Origin of the sequence: Massilia scottii, from assembly GCF_030846495.1 — a bacterium.
GTDB classification, from domain to species: domain Bacteria; phylum Pseudomonadota; class Gammaproteobacteria; order Burkholderiales; family Burkholderiaceae_D; genus Telluria_A; species Telluria_A violaceinigra.
In genome coordinates, this window is the sequence record NZ_JAVCWM010000049.1 from 1 (window position 1) to 17,601 (window position 17,601).

The following is a 17,601-nucleotide window of genomic DNA, read 5'->3' on the forward strand; positions in this document are numbered from 1 at the left end:
GGTAAAGTGTCAATGGCCAAAAAATCGTACTTGCGAAACCAGCGAACAAGGTCAGGGTCGATATAGCCCGGCGCGCATCGGCGTCGAATTTCCGGTTGATGGTGGCGAACGCCGCCTCATACAGCGTGAGCGCCATTGCCAGGCCCAGCAGGGTGAATGCACCATAGTAGGACGCAAGGCCAGTGCAATGGCTCAACCAAAGTAGCCCGGTCCCGCAGACCAGTGAACCGGTCGCCATGACGTGCCGGCCTCCCAGCCGGTCGAGCAGCATACCGACCGGCGTGGATGCCAGGCCCGCGACCAGCAAGCTCCACGAGAACGCGCCGTAAACCAGCTCGCCGCGTAGCCCCACATCGCGTGCTATCGCCGGCGCGACAATACTGAACGCGTAGTAGATCGATCCCCACGAAATGATCTGGGTGATGGCGAGAATGCCAATTGTTCGCCAGGTGGTGCGCATACGGACTCCTCTTTCCTAAGCGCGTGATAGGAAATCCACGCGCCTTATCGGTTCATCAAGGGCAGCAACGGTCGGGCTCTGCAGCGGCTGGCGTGGCAGTCGCGCTCGCGCAGCCGCAACCCGATTTCCCGAGCGCCTTTTCTGACGCATCCAGAACGCAACAGGCGTCTGGTCCCGCAGGTGCGGGACCACCGCAGCAGCCAGTGGCCGGCGCATCGTCATCCCTTAAACTGGCGCTGGTCAGCACGGGCGCCGGTGCGCAGCACCCGGCGCTGCGCGCCTCCCCGGTTAAACTCTGAGTGTTGCACACACCGGTTTCCGGCAAGTCCAGCTGCACATCGTCGGCACCGGCCATGTCACCGGCCAGCGCCGCGACGATTGAGCGCACCTGTTCGTAGCCGGTCGCCATCAGGAAGTTAGGAGCACGCCCATAACTTTTGGCACCGACCGCGTAGTAATTCGGCTCGGGATGTGCAAGCTCGCGGTGCCCGTGCGGTCTGACCGTTCCACAACTGTGTTCGTTAGGATCGATCAGCGGCGCCAGTGCATCGGTGCTCTCCAGCCACGCATCGTGGCGCACGCGCAGCTCACGGGTGATCGTCAAGTCTGGCCGCGATCCGGTCGCCGCCACGATTTCATCAATGCCTTCGATGACCGGCGTTCCGGATTCGCCGATTACCTGAATTGTTCCCTGTGCCTTGCGCAGCGCGCTGATTCGAAGGCCCGTATGCAATTCCAGTTTCCCCGACGCCTGCAATGCCTTTAACCTGATTCCCAATTGCCCCCGCGCCAATAAGCCATCGGCTTCGCCTCCCCCGAATACTCTGGCAAGCTCGGTGCCACGGATGGCCCAGATCAAGCTAGTACCAGGCTCTGCCTCCGCGAGCTGCGTAAGTGCCAGGAGCGTGCCGGCGGCCGAATGTCCAGCTCCGACGACAAGGACTCGGCGACCGGCATAGCGCGCACGCTGCAAACCGAGCACATCCGGCATGCCATAAGTAATGCGGTCAGCCAGACTGCTTTCGCCCACCGCCAGCAAACCGTTCGCGCCAAGCGGATTAGGTTGCGACCAGGTGCCGGTCGCATCGAGCACGGCGCTGGCAAGGAATTCCTCTTCGCCTGCGGCAGTCAGTGCGCGAAGGACAAAGGGGGCGTTCTGTCGATGACGGGTTTTCACCTTGTCGAAGCCGTAGCGGCTGATGGCCAGGATCTGGTGGTTGAGCTTCAAGCCCACCGCAATTGGGGGCAGCGACGCCAGTGGCGTCAGATAGTCGTCGATCAGTTCGCCGGCAGTCGGCAAGCCGTCCGGCGCTGGCGACACCCAGCCCGCGCGTTTGAGCAGCCGTTCCGCAGCCTTGTCGACGTTGTATCGCCAGGGCGAAAACAGTCGCACATGTCGATAAGACTGGAGGTTGGCGGCCACCGTTTTGCCTGCCTCGAAAACAATCACTGCCATGCCATGTTCAATGAGGTGTGCCGCCGCCGCCAAGCCGACCGGGCCGGCACCGAGGATAGCAACAGGATGAGTCTCATTCAATGTGTTCATGTTTTCTCCTTTTATTCCTTATTCGTCGAATGACGAATACAAGGACAAAAAAATTTACATCTGACCAATCATTTCCTTCAGCTGCGCGAGACGTTCGGGGTTCACGCAATAGCACACGCGCTGTTCGTCGGCCGAGCCCAGGATGAGACCAGCTTGCTTGAGGATCGTGACATGCTGCGAAATCGTTGACGGCGCCAGCGGCAGGATGTCAGCGAGACTGCCGAAATAGCAGGCGCCGTACGCCGACAGGTACCGCAGCAGCCGCACGCGGGCCGGGTGGCCCAGCGCCTTGCACATCAGTGCAAGGTCGTCGGCATCGACTTCGGGCATCACCTTATCGCTGTTGCTTTCGCAGCACTTATCCATCCTGACGATCCATTCGTTGTTTGACGAATGAAGGTTAGCGTTGATGTCATCAAGCTGTCAATAAGTTTCGATATTATTGGAAATGTCGTTTCAATTACAGGAGTTCGAGATGAGTGAGAAAGTCTACAACGTGCTGTTTCTTTGCAGCGGCAACTCGGCCCGGAGCGTCATGGCGGAAGCGCTGGCGAGTACGATGGGCAAGGGCCGGTTCCGTGGCTATTCGGCGGGCAGCTTTCCGAGCGGCCAGGTCAACCCCTACGCGATCGAGCAGATCGCCGGCACCGGCTACCCGCTCGGCCAGTTGCGCAGCAAGAGCTGGGATGAATTCGCGACGCCCGATGCCCCGCACATGGATTTCGTCATCACCGTGTGCGACAACGCTGCCGGCGAAATTTGCCCCATTTGGCCTGGCCATCCGATGTCCGCCCATTGGGGCTTTCAGGACCCCGCAGCGTTTGCCGGCGCTGAAGAGGAGACGCGTGTCGTCTTCCAAAAAATCTTCCGGCAAATCGTCAGCCGCATGAACGTCTTCCTCAGCCTGCCGCTTCACATGCTTGAGAAAAACGCGATCAAGCGCGAACTCGACGCCATCGGCGCATCTGACCACGCGGTCTGATCGAAAGCCGAAAGCAGCAGAAACCTATTCATCGGTTTCATAATTCCAGTAAAATGGAAATGAACCGCGCTTGACTGCTCTCACCTGGACAACATCACATGGATACTAAACACGCTCTCGACGCCCTCGCGGCGCTGGCTCAGGACTCCCGGCTGGCGGTGTTCCGCCTGCTGGTCCAGGCTGGCCCGGATGGGGGCATGGTGGCGAGCAAGATCGCCGAGGCCCTCGGCCTGCCGGCATCGTCACTGTCTTTCCATCTGAAGGAACTGACCCACGCCAATCTGATCGCCCCGCGCCAGGATGGCCGTTTCATCTTTTACACGGCCCAGTTCGACACGATGAATTCCCTGCTGGCGTTCCTGACCGAAAACTGCTGCAGCGGCCAGCCGTGCGACGTGAGCTGCACGCCCGAAGCGGCGACTGCCCACGCTTAGCGCCGAGCGGCAACGACATCGCTCCTGGCCGGCGTGCCGGCCTCACCCTACAGACACACTGGATCTCCCATGAACGTTCTATTCCTCTGCACCGGTAATTCCTGCCGCTCGGTCCTTTCCGAAGCGGCCTTCAATCACCTCGCGCCCGATGGCCTGAAGGCGATCAGCGCCGGCAGCAAGCCGGCCGGCCAGCTCCATCCCCGCGCTGTCGCCTTGCTCCACCGTAAAGGCATCTCCACCGACGGGTATTTCAGCAAATCCTGGGACGACCTGCCGCTCACGCCCGATATCGTGGTGACCGTGTGCGGCAGCGCCGCCGGCGAAACCTGCCCGGCCTACCTCGGCCCTGTGCTGCGCACGCATTGGGGGGTCGACGATCCGGGCCACATTGTCGGTACCGAGGAAGAGATCGAGACCGCATTCGAAGAAACCTACGCGATCATCCGCGCACGGATCGCGGCCTTCCTGGCTTTGCCGCTGGACGCGCTGCAAGGCGACAAGGCGGCATTCAAGGCGGAACTCGACCGCATTGGCACGCTGACCGCCTGACCGGCCGTGTGGCCGCGCCACACGCCTGAATTTACTCACTGACCGATTCGACTGTCGTCCCGGGAGGCCGACAGGCGTTCTTTTGTCCCGCACTTCCGTTTAAAGGAGTTCCAGTGCTTGCCGCATTCCTGATCTTCCTCGTTACCCTCATCTTCGTCATCTGGCAGCCGCGCGGGCTCGGCATCGGCTGGAGCGCCGCCGCCGGCGCCGTCGTCGCGCTGCTGGCCGGCGTCATCCAGGTGGCCGATATTCCCGTCGTCTGGCACATCGTCTGGAACGCCACCGGCACCTTTGTCGCGGTCATCATCATCAGCCTGTTGCTGGACAAAGCCGGCTTCTTCGAATGGGCCGCGCTGCACGTGGCGCGCTGGGGCAAGGGCAACGGCCGCCGCCTGTTCATCCTGCTCGTGCTGCTCGGCGCCGCTGTCGCCGCCCTGTTCGCCAACGACGGCGCCGCGCTGATCCTCACGCCGATCGTCATCGCCATGCTGCGCGAGCTGCGTTTTTCGGCAAAAGCGACCCTGGCGTATGTGATGGCGGCCGGCTTCATCGCCGACACGGCCAGCCTGCCGCTGGTGGTATCGAACCTGGTCAACATCGTCTCGGCCGACTACTTCGGCATCAGCTTCGCCCGCTACGCCGCGGTGATGGTGCCGGTCAACCTGGTGTCGGTGGCGGCCACCCTGGGCGTACTGATCTGGTTCTTCCGCAAGGATATTCCGGCCGACTACGACCTGTCGCAACTGAAGCGTCCGGAACAAGCCATCCACGACCGCGCCACCTTCATCACCGGCTGGTGGGTGCTGGGCGTGCTGCTGGTGGGCTTCTTCTGGCTCGAACAGCTCGGCGTGCCGATCAGCGCGGTGGCCGCCGCCGGCGCGCTGCTGCTGCTCGTGGTGGCCGCGCGCGGCCACAAGATTTCCACGCGCGAGGTGGTCCTCAACGCGCCGTGGCAGGTGGTCGTGTTCTCGCTCGGTATGTACCTGGTCGTCTACGGGCTGCGCAATGCAGGCCTGACCAGCTATCTGACGGCGCTCCTGAATCAGTGTGCGGAGTACGGCGTCTGGGGCGCAGCGATGGGTACCGGCGTGATCACCGCCTTCCTCTCATCCATCATGAACAACATGCCGACCGTGCTGATCGGCGCCCTGTCGATCGATGCGACCGCCAGCAGCGGCGTGGTACGCGAAGCGATGGTGTATGCCAACATCATCGGCAGCGACCTGGGGCCGAAAATCACCCCGATCGGCAGCCTGGCTACCCTGCTGTGGCTGCACGTCTTATCCAGCAAGGACATCCGGATTTCGTGGGGCTACTATTTCCGCGTCGGGATCGTTCTCACCCTGCCGGTGCTGCTGCTCACCCTGGCCGCGCTCGCGCTGCGCCTTTCATAATTGGAGAACGCCATGTCCGTCACGATTTACCACAACCCCGCTTGCGGCACCTCGCGCAATACGCTGGCCCTGATCCGCAATGCCGGCGTCGAGCCGTTCGTCATCGAGTACCTGAAACAGCCGCCCGAGCGCGCCACCCTGGCCGGCCTGATCGCCGCCAGCGGCCTGCAGGTCAGGGATGCAATGCGCCAGAAAGGCACGCCCTATGCCGAGCTGGGCCTTGATGCGCCTTCGATGACCGACGACCAGCTGCTCGACGCCATGCTGGCCCATCCGATCCTGATCAATCGTCCGTTCGTGGCAACGCCGCTGGGCGTGCGCCTGTGCCGTCCCTCGGAACTGGTGCTCGACATCCTGGACCAGCCGCAGCGCGGCGCCTTTACCAAGGAAGACGGCGAGCGTGTGATCGATGCCGACGGAAAGCGGGTGCAGCATGGATAAGATTCCCGGCCTGCCCAACATCAACGCCGAGCAGCTCGGCATGCCCACGCTTGAGCAGTTGGTACCTGCCGGCGAACTGAATCATCCGCCCCGCATCCTGATGCTGTACGGCTCGCTGCGCGAACGCTCGTTCAGCCGCTTCCTCACGCACGAGGCGGCCCGCATCCTTGAGCATTTTGGGGCGGAAGTGAAGATTTTCGATCCGATGGAATTGCCCATGGCCGGCAGGCAGCGTGCCCGAAGACCATCCCAAGGTGGTCGAGCTGCGCGCCCTGTCGCTGTGGTCCGAGGGCCAGGTCTGGTGCAGCCCGGAACGTCATGGCACGGTGACGGCGGTGATGAAGAACCAGATCGACTGGATTCCGCTGGAACAGGGCGCCACGCGCCCGAGCCAGGGGCGCACCCTGGCCGTGATGCAGGTGTGCGGCGGCTCGCAGTCGTTCAACGTGGTCAACACCTTGCGCCTGCTGGGGCGCTGGATGCGCATGTTCACCATCCCGTATCAATCGTCGGTGCCGATGGCCTACAAGGAATTCGATGAGGAAGGCCGCATGCGCCCGTCGGGCTACTACGACCGCGTGGTCGACGTCATGGAAGAGCTTTTCAAGATGACCTTGTTGATGCGCGGGCGCTCCGACTACCTGACCGACCGCTACAGCGAGCGCAACGAACGGGCCCTTAAAGCGATCGACCGCCACATCGCGAAGATTTAAGTAGTGGCGTGAGTTTCGCTTCCACGGCAGGCGCCAGGGGCGGAACCAGTCCGGCAATTCGTAGGATACGCCAGAGGGGAGGTTGCTCCTTGGGGAACACGTCGAATTTGTGTCAAACTTTTGTTTGTGCACAAACAATAGTTTGACACAAGCGGCCGCACCTCTAGTACCGTCTCAAAAGCCCATGTGTGTCCTGAGTTTGGCCACATGGGCGAACGCTGCTGGGATGCTGGCGCCTAACACCAGGTGTCGGCGAACGGCTTGATGAGTTCGGACCGAGCGAGGTCCGTCGGATAATCGCCGGCTGCTACGAAATGGGCAATCAGATCTCCGAGGTGGCGATCCATGTTTTGCAACTGCGTCACAATCGAGAGGAGCAACAGGCTCAAACTCAAGATGAAGGTAGTGTGCTACCGAGTTCCTATACGATGCATGAAATTTGGGCGTGGAGTTTGTGAGCGCGGACCTGCACCACCGTAAGGAGATGCAGGGCCAAGGGTCACCATCAACGCCAACACTGTTCAGCCAGACTGACCGTGCGTCAGGTCCTAAACACTCACACCGAACGACGCGGCCAGCGGCCCCAGGCCCCCTTTAAATCCTTGACCGACAGCCCTGAACTTCCAGTCCGCCCCGTTGCGGTAGATCTCACCAAAAATCATTGCAGTTTCAGTTGAGCTATCTTCAGACAGATCATATCTTGCAATCTCGCTGTTACCGCTTGCATTGATACAGCGGACGAATGCGTTCGACACCATCCCAAAGTTCTGCTTGCGGGCATCCGCATCATGAATCGTCACACAAACCGCGATCTTGTCAACATCGGCGGGCACATTGCTAAGGTCCACCGTCACACTTTCGTCGTCGCCGTCGCCGGCGCCAGTGCGGTTGTCCCCTGAGTGAGCCACGGAGCCATCTACCGATTTCAGATTGTTGTAGAAGATCATGTCGGAATCGGTGCGCACCTTGCCATCCGTTTTCAGCAAGAAAACGGAGCCATCGAGATCGAATTCGGCGCCATCGGTAGAGCGCGTGTCCCATCCCAAACCGAGGATCATTTTGGACAATCCTGGCGCTTCCTTGCTCAGATTTACGTTGCCGCCTTTTTGCAAACTGATTGCCATATGTGCTCCTCCAGAGGTGAAATGAAAAGCAATTATAGTGACTCGTAGGGCTGTTACAACATCCTTCGCTCCAATTAATGATAGCTTAAGCTATCTGACGCAATATTATGCTCGGCGTGGATTCTGCGCGGAAGACGGGGCAAGCAATGCTTCCATCACCCGGCAGCGCCAGAGCGCATGTATGCCGTCCCCGCATCATTCACAGGCAAGGAGCCTCACCATGAACTCGCATCTTCAATCAAGCTACGAGCAGTCCGGCAGCGTGCCCCTGGTCCGGCATCGCGTTTTGCGCAATACGTACTGGCTGCTCGCTCTGTCGATGATTCCGACTGTGCTCGGCGCGTTCGTGGGTGTGCAAACCCAGCTTCCTTTGCCAGGAGGTTTTTTAGGGATGATCATCTTCCTGGCTGTGGCTTGTGGTTTCATTTTTGCTATCGAGAGGACAAAGGATTCCGGCGCCGGCGTTGCCGTACTCATGGGTTTTACATTTTTCATGGGATTGATGCTTACACCGATTCTGACCCGGACCCTCGGTTTTTCCAATGGCGGGACGCTCATCATGACTGCCTTCGGCGGGACCGCGACCATTCTGGCGGTGATGGCCAGCGTCGCAACAGTGTCGAAGCGCGATTTCTCCGGGATGGGCAAATGGCTTCTGGCTGGCGTTGTCGTACTTTTACTGGCATCGGTAGCGAATATTTTTCTGGGCATGTCGGCCTTGTCGATCGTTATCTCCGTGATGGCTATCGCAATTTTTTCTGCTTACATCCTTTATGACGTGCAGCGGATCGTCAATGGCGGCGAGACCAACTACATCACCGCGACACTCAGTATTTATCTTAGCGTCTACAATATTTTCGCAAATTTGCTGGCACTTCTCGGCATCGGCGGCGGGAGCCGCGATTAAGCCGTCATTCCCCTCACCTGCCGGGCCGGGGCCGGGGGCCTTATGATCCGTCTCCGGTCTGTGGCGACGCGCTGCCAGGCGCTCGCCGCTCTGCTATTGAACAATGAAGCCTGCTAAATGAGTGCCGTTGGCGATGGCCGCGCATTGTCCCAACTCTTGCGTAAGCTGGCCGACGATGTTTCGCGCGATCGCATAGCCGTGGGGGACCTGCTTCACGCCTTGGGCGACAGGGCCATCGGCGCGCTGTTGTTCATTTTCGCGTTTCCGAATATCTTGCCAGTGCCGCCGGGAACGTCCGCCGTTCTTGGCGCACCCCTCGTTTTTCTTGCTGCCCAGCTCACATTCGGCATGCGGCCGTGGTTGCCTGGATTCATCAGTCGGCGCTCGATGCCGCGCACGGATTTCCAAGGAATGATCCGGCGCGTCGTCCCTTGGCTGGAACGCGCGGAAAAGCTGCTTCGCCCTCGTGCCAGCGTTCTGGCGCTTCCACCCTTCGAGTACATCGTCGGCGTGGTTTGTCTGCTGCTGGCCACTGTACTCGTTCTGCCCATACCTCTGGGGAATATGCTTCCGGCTCTTTCAATCAGCCTTCTTGCGCTCGGCCTGCTTGAGCGTGATGGCTACGCTATCGCACTAGGACTCATCGCCGCTACAATGTCAGCGGTGGTCGTATCAGGCGTCATCTGGGGCATTATAAAAGGTATCATTTTTATGATCTCAGGGGTCTTCGCCTAACTTCCCGCAACAGAGCGCATGGAAATCTATCCTCGGTACAATGGCTGCTAGTCGGCAACGTAGCCTTACACCTCATCAACTCGACAGGCAATTTAAAATGGAATGGTTCTTCGACCCAAACATCTGGGTAGGCTTGCTGACACTGGTAGTACTTGAGATCGTTTTAGGCATCGACAATCTCATCTTCATTGCCATCCTGGCCGAGAAGGTTCCACCCCATCAACGAGACAAGGCCAGGCTGATCGGACTCTCCCTGGCCATGCTCATGCGTCTCGGCCTTCTGACGATGATTTCGTGGATGGTCACGCTGACCGAACCGTTATTCGCGTTGATGGGAAAACAGATTTCCGGTCGCGACCTGATTTTGCTTCTTGGCGGAATCTTCCTATTGTTCAAGGCGACAATGGAATTGCACGAGAGGGTGGAGGGGAAAACTCACGTTCATAGCGGTCCACGGGTGTATGCAAGCCTGGGGGCTGTCATTGCCCAGATCATTGTGCTCGATGCCGTGTTCTCCCTCGACGCCGTGATCACCGCAGTCGGTATGGTTGAGGAACTGGGCGTGATGATGGCGGCCGTGGTCATTTCAATGGCAGTCATGATCTTTGCCTCGAAGCCGCTTACCCGATTCGTCAATGCCCACCCCACCGTGGTCGTGCTGTGTCTGAGTTTCCTGCTGATGATTGGCCTGAGTCTGGTCGCCGAGGGGATTGGATTCAAGATTCCTAAAGGGTACCTGTATGCCGCCATCGGTTTTTCCGTCGTCATCGAATTCTTCAATCAGCTTGCACACAGAAATTTTGCAAAAAAAGATGCGCATGTGCCGCTGCGCGAGCGTACGGCGGACGCTGTTTTGCGCCTGTTGGGTAACAGGACGCGCGCAGAGATCGATCAGGAATCGGATAGCGCAGTCGAGCATGTTGAGGAACCCGCATTCGACAGCGAAGAACGCAACATGGTCAGCGGTGTGTTGAGCCTGTCCCGGCGATCCGTGAGATCCATCATGACCACGCGATCGGACATGACCTGGGTCGATCTCAATGCCACTGCGCAGACGGTACGCCAGCAGATACTGGCGGCGCCTCACAGCTTTTTCCCTGTGTGCCGGGGCCAGCTTGATGAAATCGTCGGGGTAGCGCGCGCAAAAGACCTGATCGCTGATTTGTCGCTGCACGGGAAAATCGAGCTCGCCAGCATGCGTGAGCCGATTATCATGCCCGACTCGGTTGGCGTATTAAGGGTGATGGACACATTGAAGCGATCGCATGGACAATTGGTACTGATCGCCGATGAATATGGCACGATTCAGGGACTGGTGACGCCCATCGACATCCTGGAAGCGATCGCCGGTGAATTTCCGGATGAAGATGAGCAACCGGATGTTCAGTTTCTTGGCAATGATCAATGGCGCGTTGACGGCACAGCCGATTTGCTTTACCTCCAGCAGGTGCTGCACAGTGATGCCCTGGTATCCGATGACGACGAATACACGTCGCTTGCAGGGTTCATGCTTGAAAGGTTCAATACCCTTCCGCAAGCCGGAGAGAAGATCGAGGTCGACGGGCTGGAATTGAAGGTTCTGGAAGTGCTGGATCGCCGCATAGCCACTGTTCTTGTGACGCGCGCGCCTCTGGCAAGCGAGCCTGAAGAAAAATGAATACACCATCCCGGCGTGACCTGTTTTCGCGGCTGGGCCTCGCAGGGCGGCCCGTACCGAGGGGCGGCGATGAGCGCGGCCGTCGTCGCCGCGCTCTATTGAATCCCTGGTCGATCCGCGCGACCGCCATGGCGGCTGGTGCTTTTGATGAGGCGGCCAGGGCCGGCCAAGACCGCGCTCGAGCAGCACGACGCGAGGGTGACGCCGGCGCCAACGGTATGATCCTGCGCGTGCATGGAAGCGCCAACGCCAAGCAGTCGAAGAATAGTCTACAACGATGACTCCTACCGTCAGCTGGCTTGAAGCGGTACTGCTCGGCTTGATTCAAGGCCTGACCGAGTTTCTGCCGATTTCCTCGAGTGCGCACTTACGCATCCTCGGGCCGCTCCTTCCTTCCGGCGTCGATCCGGGTGCCGCGTTCAGCGCCATCACACAGATAGGAACCGAACTTGCCGTTGTCGTGTACTTCCGTGCCGATATTGTACGGATCGCCAGGGCATGGACGGCTGCCGTGTTGAATCGGGGACGGTTGACTTCCGACGCCCGATTGGGCTGGCTGGTTATCCTGGGCTCCCTGCCGATCGCACTGCTCGGACTTTTGTTCCAGAACGCGATTGAGTCACATCTTCGTAACATGTACTTGACGGCATTCATGCTGATCTTTTTTGGCGGGCTTTTATGGATGGCTGACCGGTACGGCGAGCGTGCCCGTTCACTTGATTCAATGTCCTGGCGTGACGGGCTGCTGTTTGGATTAGCTCAAGCGATGGCGCTGATTCCCGGAGTGTCACGCTCCGGCGGAACCATCACCGCAGGATTGTTGATGGGCTACAGTCGCGACGCAGCAGCCAGGTATTCTTTTCTGCTTGCCATACCCGCCGTATTCGCCTCCGGGCTGTTCCAGCTCTATAAAAGCTGGGGAGTACCAGGCCCCGTCAGCTCACAGGCGACGCTTCTTGCGACCTGCGTGGCCTTTTTGGTCGGGTATGGTGTAATTGTGGTTTTCCTGCGCATCGTCAGCAGCCGAGGATACTGGCCGTTTGTTATTTACCGCATTGTCCTCGGTATCGTGGTAGTCGGTCTTCTCCAAGCAGGTGTAATTTCCGCATGAAAAAATTCCGGATGACCTTGTTCAAGGATTCGCACAGCGAAGCGAAACAATGACACATCTTGATCCCACGACCCCGCGGCGGCATGCTCCACGCGACGCATGCTTTTCGTTGTGGTCGTTGCCGAGCTCGCGCTACAGATGTGGCGAAGCTCCAGTGTAGTTTTTTGTAGTGTTCGGCGCGATGATCGTCGCAGTCGCGCTACGCGAATTTTCCTCATCCTTGGAAAATTATCAGAGCTTGCCGCTTACTGCGGTTCGCCGTTGGCGTCGCCTGGTATTAATGCATATTAGTAATCGAAAAATGTCAGCGTAACAGCCACCGCGGCGCCCCTTCATGCCGCAATGCTGCCCTCATCCTCTCCTTTCCCATGATCGAATACTTCGCCTGTGAGCGAATGCAGGTTTTTCTGCCGGATCCTGGCTGCCGCGTCATCGTAGAAAAAGGGCAGGAAAGCATATCGGGTGCCACTGATTACCGGGGTGGCTTCGTGCAACAGCGAACACGAAAAAACCACGGCCCCTCCCGTCGGTGCCCGGTAGGTCTGCGGCCCGAATTCAGGAAAGCGCAGGTTGCCACCCTCGTATTCGCCGGCATTGAGGTTGATCGTGCAGGCAAATCGGCGGTGCGCCGTTCCCAACGTCGTGTTGTCTTTATGCGGCCGAAAAAGCCCGCCCTCCGTACTGTCATAACAAGCAACGACGTAGCGTTCCATGCGCGTGACCTGAAACTGGAACGCCCGACGAATCTCGGGCACCAGGCGGCGGAGCAGGCGGGCCCGGATCGCGGCCCGCAGCTTCTCGAACTGCGGCTGCGTGTCGAATGCAAAGTCCTTGCGTCGCTTGAAGCTGTTGTCCATGACCGCGACCGTTTTGCCATGTATTTCACGCATGAAGCCGGATGCTTCACCGCCCTCGCGCCGATATAGCTGGACCAGCTCGCTGCATAATTCAGGTTCGAGGACACGCGGCAGGATGAGCACCGGCGCGCATAACGGCGATGCGGCGTGATCGGCGACCGGCGGCAAGGTGGCCAGAATATGGTCCAGCGCCTGGTTATGCCGTTCAACTGGCAGCATGGGGATATGCGCCAGCACACGCAGCATTGGATCGAGCACCAGCGTGAACGGCTGGTATTGCATAGACTGGCCTTGCAGGCCGGTAGCCGACTCCAGGGCGCCATACGCATGACTGACCTTCCGATCAAAATCCCACAAATAGCGGATGCCTGGAATCGTATCGCGCAGCCGGCCGGCCGTTTCGTCAGACTGATCGATGCTCACGCCGAAAAAGCACAGCTTCGCGTCGTCGAAGCGCTGCGGCCGCGCATGAATATGCGCCACCGCCTGCTGTACGGATGGATGGGCTGCACTTCCGAGGAAACTCAACACCACATAGCGTCCCGCCACTGTATGGAAGTGGTAGCGCGGATTGCTTGAGGTTCGCGCTGAGAATTCCAGAGTCGGATCTCCAGGGAGCCAGTTCGATGATGTCATATGCATGTGGTTGAGTTGTACGGACACAGCCTGAAATCCATTGAACGATTCAGGCAATTGTTCTGCCGCGCCATGCCGGTACATCTGAACGGCTGTCGACGCAAGCAGGAACGTTCGAACGACCGCGGGCAGCACAATCGACATGGTGCTCCAGCCGGGTAGCCATTCAAAACAGTGTCGTATTTATTGGCATGAGGACGGCTGGCACTGGCATCCATGGCGATTTTACAGAAACCTGATGCGCGGCGGCCAACATTTAGATCATTGGTCTGCCAAACTGGGAATTGAACGCGATTTGTCTCGACAACCGTCGACAGCGCGGAGCCGTTCCAGGCATGTTGCTGGCGCCGCTACGTCCGCTCAAAGCGGCCAGAATCATGCGGGACGCGTACGATGACCGCTTACTTTCTGGCTCGGAAACTTGTGTACGTTATGCGCCGGAACATGGCGAAAGACGCATAGATACAAATGGTCAATCTGGTTAGTCTACATTCGTCGAAGCAATTTTCGTCACCACGGCTTCTGCATGCATCGGATATGGCGCGTTCCAGTCGGCTTAATGCACGCACTTCGCCACGTTACCTGGCACAAGCGGAGCAAGGGCTTGGAATCGACATGTCTATGCGTGTTGCATAGACCTATAAGCCCGGCATGCCGTTCACCAAATACCGATGGACATAGCCGGACAAAAAAACAGGAATCAACTAACCAAATGTTGGGGAGACACCCTTGAAAGAGAAATCGATTTGTGCAGCGATACGACTTCTATGTATGACCGGTCTGATCGGCGGCAGCACTGCATTTTGCCTGAGCGCCAACGCTCAGGAGGCAGGGATACAGCGAGTGGAAATTACCGGCTCGGCCATAAAACGCATCGCCAAGGAAGGGGCGCTGCCAGTTCAATTTCTGAGCGCGGCAGATATTCAAAAAACCGGCGCTAAAAGCGTTGAAGAGCTCGTTCAGTCGCTCTCATCAATGCAGGGCTTTACCACTGCATCGGAGTCCGTGAACGGCGGAGGCGGCGGTGTTCAAAACGCCTCGATCCACAGTATCGGAGCCGCTTATACGCTGGTATTGCTCAATGGCCGCCGGATCGCGTCCTACGGATCGGGCAGCGCCGTTAACCTTGCCAGCATTCCGATGAGCGCGGTCGAGCGCGTGGAAATTCTGACTGACGGCGCTTCAACCCTATACGGGTCCGATGCCATTGCCGGCGTCATCAATTTCATTCTCAAGAAAAACCAGCAGGATTTTCGATTTGATGCTGGCGTGAATCGGCCAGGAAAAAAAGGTGGAGGAAACTCCAATTTCTCGATGTCCAAAGGGTTCGGGGACCTCGACAAGGATGGGTATAACTTCCTGGTGACGTACGCTCATGACGCTCAACGTGAACTCAATGCGAAGGATCGTGATTTCGCAAAAACCGGACTGAGGCGCTTTACCGAAAACGGAAAGACGTATTCCACTTACCTTCTGGCGGCCAATACCGCACCGGCGTCGGCCACGTTGAGCCTCAAGGACAACACGGTGAAGATATTCTCGCCTGCTTACTTTAAAACCGGCGCCTGCGCTCCTGACACCGCATTTGTCGGTACGGCAGAGGACAAGTCGTGCTGGTACGACTACGCGGGGACTGTTCAGCTGGTTCCGAAGTCCGAGCGGGACAGTCTCTTCTCGTCTTTCAATATGAAGCTCAATCCTGACCTGAATGTTTTTGGTGAGCTTGTGCTCTCAAAATACAAGCAGACGGCGCGCTATGCGCCCGCTGCTCAGCGCCTGAGTCTGCCGTTGACCGGGGCTCTCTATACCAATGAAGTGTTGCCGTATCTTGGTAGCATTGGTGTGTCGCCAGGCGACGTGGGATCTGCTTCGATGAATATCCGGTTCACGGATGCCGGAGGCAGGACCAGGGACTATATTACAGATGCAAAGCATCTCGCCTTTGGCGCTTCAGGCATGAAGAATGGGTTCGATTACTCGGCATCGTTTACGCACTCCGAGAACAGTCAGGAAGCAAATTTTGTGGGCGGCTTCCTGAGCAAGAATGCCTATAACGACATTGTCGCTTCCGGTCAGTTCAATCCATTCGGTCCATCCGGTAGTTCGGCTGCTGTCCTGGCGCCGGCAATTTTGCATACCAACGAAAACAAGACCGAAGTAAAACTGGACAGGATCAGCGGGACGCTCAGCCACGCATTGTTCGACGCACCTGGTGGTACTTCCCAACTGGCGCTCAGCGGTGACTATGCGCAGCAACGTTACAATTCCATGCCGAGTCCAATCTCGCAGGGGGCGAACGCGCAACAGCCCAATTTTACCGACACCCCTTTGGGTGACTCGGCGGACCACCTGCCTGTCGCGGCCAAGCGCAGCAACTGGGGCGCTTCCGCCGAGTGGATGACGCCAGTGTTTAAGACGCTGGAAGTGACGGCCGCGGCCCGCTACGATGCGTATTCGGCCGTGAAAAACAGCATGGTCTTCGATCCCTCGGACGGCAAGCTGCTGCCTCCAGCGGAACAGGGCAATGCCAACAAGAAGGCGACCTACAAGCTCGCGTTCCGCTTCACTCCCGTCGACAATTTGCTGTTCAGGGGATCGTATGGGACGGGCTTCAAGGTGGCGAGCATGGACTCGATCGCTTCGCCGACCGTTCAGGCCGGCAATACTTCCGGGGCTTATGCTTGCCCTGTCAAAGCCCCGGATCCCCGCGCGGCGTACTGTACGGGAACGACGCAGCAGTACTTGCTCTCGGGCGGAAATAACCTTTCCGGAACAAGTGGCTTGCGGCCTGAGACGTCTGAGCAATTCGCAATTGGTGTTCGATTCGATCCGGTCAAGAGCTTGTCGCTAGGACTGGATTTGTGGTCGGTGAACATGAAGGACCAGCTGACGACCCTTCCGGAACAGTTTCCCTTCGCAGATCCGGTCAAATTCAACAACAATTTCTCCGTTGTCTATGATCAGGGTATCGGCGCCAACAAGCTGGTCACACTTCTTCCGACATTTAACCTGGCCGCAGCGCGATACCGCGGGATTGACTGGGACAACTCGTATTCAATGAAAACCGGCGTGGGCAAGTTCGACTTCAAGTGGAACGGCACCTACATGTTGAAATCCGAGGTCGACGTGCCTGGATCGCCCACGGAAAGCAGCGTTGGCCGGTTTGATGCGTACAACAACGTCACCGCGCGCATTGTGTCGCGGCTGTCGGCCAGCTGGGCCAGTCTTGATACTTACACCAACACCTTGGCGATCAATTTCCGCTCCGGTTATCACGACCAGGTGTTGACGGCGGACGACAACACCTTAAAGCTCGTCAACGATGACGGCACCTTGCCGGTCGGGTTCACCGGTCTCACACGTGACGTCAAAGCGTTTACGACCGTTGACTGGCAAACGCGGATTCAGCTGAAACAATACGCCAACCTGGGCATTTCCCTGGGCATTCGCAATGTGTTTGATGCAGAACCACCTCTCAGTATTCGTACTGCGGGCGGCGGAAATCAAGCGGGATTCGACGCGCGCTATGCGAATCCGTTGGGGCGTCAGTTCTACGTCACTGGCGGCGTCAGCTTCTAAAACAAAGGGAAGTGCTCCTGGAGCACTTCCCGCGTCAGTGAAGTTGTGGATCGTAACGGTTTTGGCAAGCTGAGCTTGCCAGTTCCCGCTATTTCCACCATCCAGACCGCCGCCGTCGCAGACTGCCCCCTCAGGCCATCACGGATACAAGCCGCGCACCTCGCGCGCCTGCAGCACGCGCGTGCACGCCACGACGAAGGCGGCCGTCCTCAGCGACACGTCCTTGTCCTGCGCCACCTGCCAGATGGCGGCAAACGCATCGCGCATGATGCGCGTCAGGCGGGCGTTGATGTCTTCCTCGCTCCAGAAAAAGCTCGAGAAATCCTGCACCCATTCAAAGTAGCTGACCGTGACACCGCCCGCGTTGGCGATCACGTCCGGCACCACCAGCACGCCATTCTCGCGCAGGATGTCGTCGGCCTCCGGCGTGGTCGGTCCGTTGGCGCCCTCAAGGATGATGCGCGCGCGAATCTGGG

At 58.6% G+C, this 17,601-nt stretch carries 15 protein-coding genes and 2 pseudogenes; 11 read left to right on the forward strand and 6 right to left on the reverse strand.

From position 1 onward, the window contains the following. The 3 genes from RBA41_RS32690 to RBA41_RS32700 form a co-directional block, all read right to left on the reverse strand. Nucleotides 1–460 (reverse strand): MFS transporter (locus RBA41_RS32690; protein WP_510184561.1); only part of this gene is annotated, 460 nt, incomplete at its 3' end. A gap of 55 nt (nucleotides 461–515) precedes the next feature. Beyond that, nucleotides 516–2,006 (reverse strand): FAD-dependent oxidoreductase, encoded by a 1,491-nt coding sequence (locus RBA41_RS32695; protein WP_306628519.1) that lies wholly within the window; start codon nucleotides 2,004–2,006, stop codon nucleotides 516–518. Nucleotides 2,007–2,060: 54 nt separating this feature from the next. Further along, a complete protein-coding gene (locus tag RBA41_RS32700; RefSeq protein ID WP_306628520.1) occupies nucleotides 2,061–2,336 on the reverse strand; it encodes an ArsR/SmtB family transcription factor in 276 nt (91 codons plus the stop codon). Nucleotides 2,337–2,481: 145 nt separating this feature from the next. Here RBA41_RS32700 and RBA41_RS32705 point away from each other — a divergent pair, with 145 nt between their 5' ends. From RBA41_RS32705 to arsH, 6 genes and pseudogenes are all read left to right on the forward strand, one after another. Continuing rightward, nucleotides 2,482–2,988 (forward strand): arsenate reductase ArsC, encoded by a 507-nt coding sequence (locus tag RBA41_RS32705; RefSeq protein ID WP_306628532.1) that lies wholly within the window; start codon nucleotides 2,482–2,484, stop codon nucleotides 2,986–2,988. A gap of 98 nt (nucleotides 2,989–3,086) precedes the next feature. Next, nucleotides 3,087–3,422: an ArsR/SmtB family transcription factor gene (locus tag RBA41_RS32710; RefSeq protein ID WP_306628521.1), complete on the forward strand. Its 336-nt coding sequence runs from the start codon at nucleotides 3,087–3,089 to the stop codon at nucleotides 3,420–3,422. Between the two features lie 69 nt (nucleotides 3,423–3,491). Next, nucleotides 3,492–3,971 carry an arsenate reductase ArsC gene (locus RBA41_RS32715; protein WP_306628522.1) on the forward strand — a complete coding sequence of 160 codons (480 nt, stop codon included), beginning with the start codon at nucleotides 3,492–3,494 and terminating at the stop codon, nucleotides 3,969–3,971. Between the two features lie 113 nt (nucleotides 3,972–4,084). Continuing rightward, nucleotides 4,085–5,365 carry an arsenic transporter gene (locus RBA41_RS32720; RefSeq protein WP_306628523.1) on the forward strand — a complete coding sequence of 427 codons (1,281 nt, stop codon included), beginning with the start codon at nucleotides 4,085–4,087 and terminating at the stop codon, nucleotides 5,363–5,365. Nucleotides 5,366–5,377: 12 nt separating this feature from the next. Beyond that, nucleotides 5,378–5,806 carry an arsenate reductase (glutaredoxin) gene (gene arsC / locus RBA41_RS32725; protein ID WP_306628524.1) on the forward strand — a complete coding sequence of 143 codons (429 nt, stop codon included), beginning with the start codon at nucleotides 5,378–5,380 and terminating at the stop codon, nucleotides 5,804–5,806. Beyond that, nucleotides 5,799–6,519, forward strand: a pseudogene (gene arsH, locus RBA41_RS32730) (arsenical resistance protein ArsH). The gene arsC and the pseudogene arsH overlap by 8 nt, the downstream one beginning before the upstream one ends. 548 nt (nucleotides 6,520–7,067) lie before the next feature. Here arsH and RBA41_RS32735 read toward each other — a convergent pair. After that, on the reverse strand, nucleotides 7,068–7,643 hold the full coding sequence (locus tag RBA41_RS32735) for a TerD family protein (RefSeq protein ID WP_306628525.1): 576 nt from the start codon (nucleotides 7,641–7,643) through the stop codon (nucleotides 7,068–7,070). A gap of 220 nt (nucleotides 7,644–7,863) precedes the next feature. Here RBA41_RS32735 and RBA41_RS32740 point away from each other — a divergent pair, with 220 nt between their 5' ends. The 4 genes from RBA41_RS32740 (at nucleotide 7,864) to RBA41_RS32755 (ending at nucleotide 12,053) form a co-directional block, all read left to right on the forward strand. Next, nucleotides 7,864–8,550 (forward strand): Bax inhibitor-1 family protein, encoded by a 687-nt coding sequence (locus RBA41_RS32740; RefSeq protein WP_306628526.1) that lies wholly within the window; start codon nucleotides 7,864–7,866, stop codon nucleotides 8,548–8,550. A 117-nt stretch (nucleotides 8,551–8,667) separates the two neighbouring features. Continuing rightward, nucleotides 8,668–9,285, forward strand: a complete 618-nt coding sequence (locus tag RBA41_RS32745) for an exopolysaccharide biosynthesis protein (protein WP_306628527.1) — start codon at nucleotides 8,668–8,670, stop codon at nucleotides 9,283–9,285. A gap of 97 nt (nucleotides 9,286–9,382) precedes the next feature. Beyond that, the gene (locus RBA41_RS32750) at nucleotides 9,383–10,942 is read left to right on the forward strand and encodes a TerC family protein (RefSeq protein ID WP_306628528.1); all 1,560 of its coding nucleotides are present in this window, start codon (nucleotides 9,383–9,385) and stop codon (nucleotides 10,940–10,942) included. Between the two features lie 277 nt (nucleotides 10,943–11,219). Next, nucleotides 11,220–12,053 (forward strand): undecaprenyl-diphosphate phosphatase, encoded by an 834-nt coding sequence (locus tag RBA41_RS32755; protein ID WP_306628529.1) that lies wholly within the window; start codon nucleotides 11,220–11,222, stop codon nucleotides 12,051–12,053. 332 nt (nucleotides 12,054–12,385) lie between these two features. Here RBA41_RS32755 and RBA41_RS32760 read toward each other — a convergent pair whose 3' ends face one another. After that, nucleotides 12,386–13,690: a redoxin domain-containing protein gene (locus RBA41_RS32760; RefSeq protein WP_306628530.1), complete on the reverse strand. Its 1,305-nt coding sequence runs from the start codon at nucleotides 13,688–13,690 to the stop codon at nucleotides 12,386–12,388. Nucleotides 13,691–14,317: 627 nt separating this feature from the next. On the opposite strand from RBA41_RS32760, the gene RBA41_RS32765 reads away from it, so the two are divergent. Next, complete coding sequence (locus tag RBA41_RS32765; protein ID WP_306628531.1) at nucleotides 14,318–17,125, forward strand: TonB-dependent receptor domain-containing protein; 2,808 nt, start codon at nucleotides 14,318–14,320, stop codon at nucleotides 17,123–17,125. A gap of 138 nt (nucleotides 17,126–17,263) precedes the next feature. Here the strand turns inward: RBA41_RS32765 and RBA41_RS32770 are convergent. Beyond that, nucleotides 17,264–17,601, reverse strand: a pseudogene (locus RBA41_RS32770) (Glu/Leu/Phe/Val dehydrogenase); the annotation flags it as partial.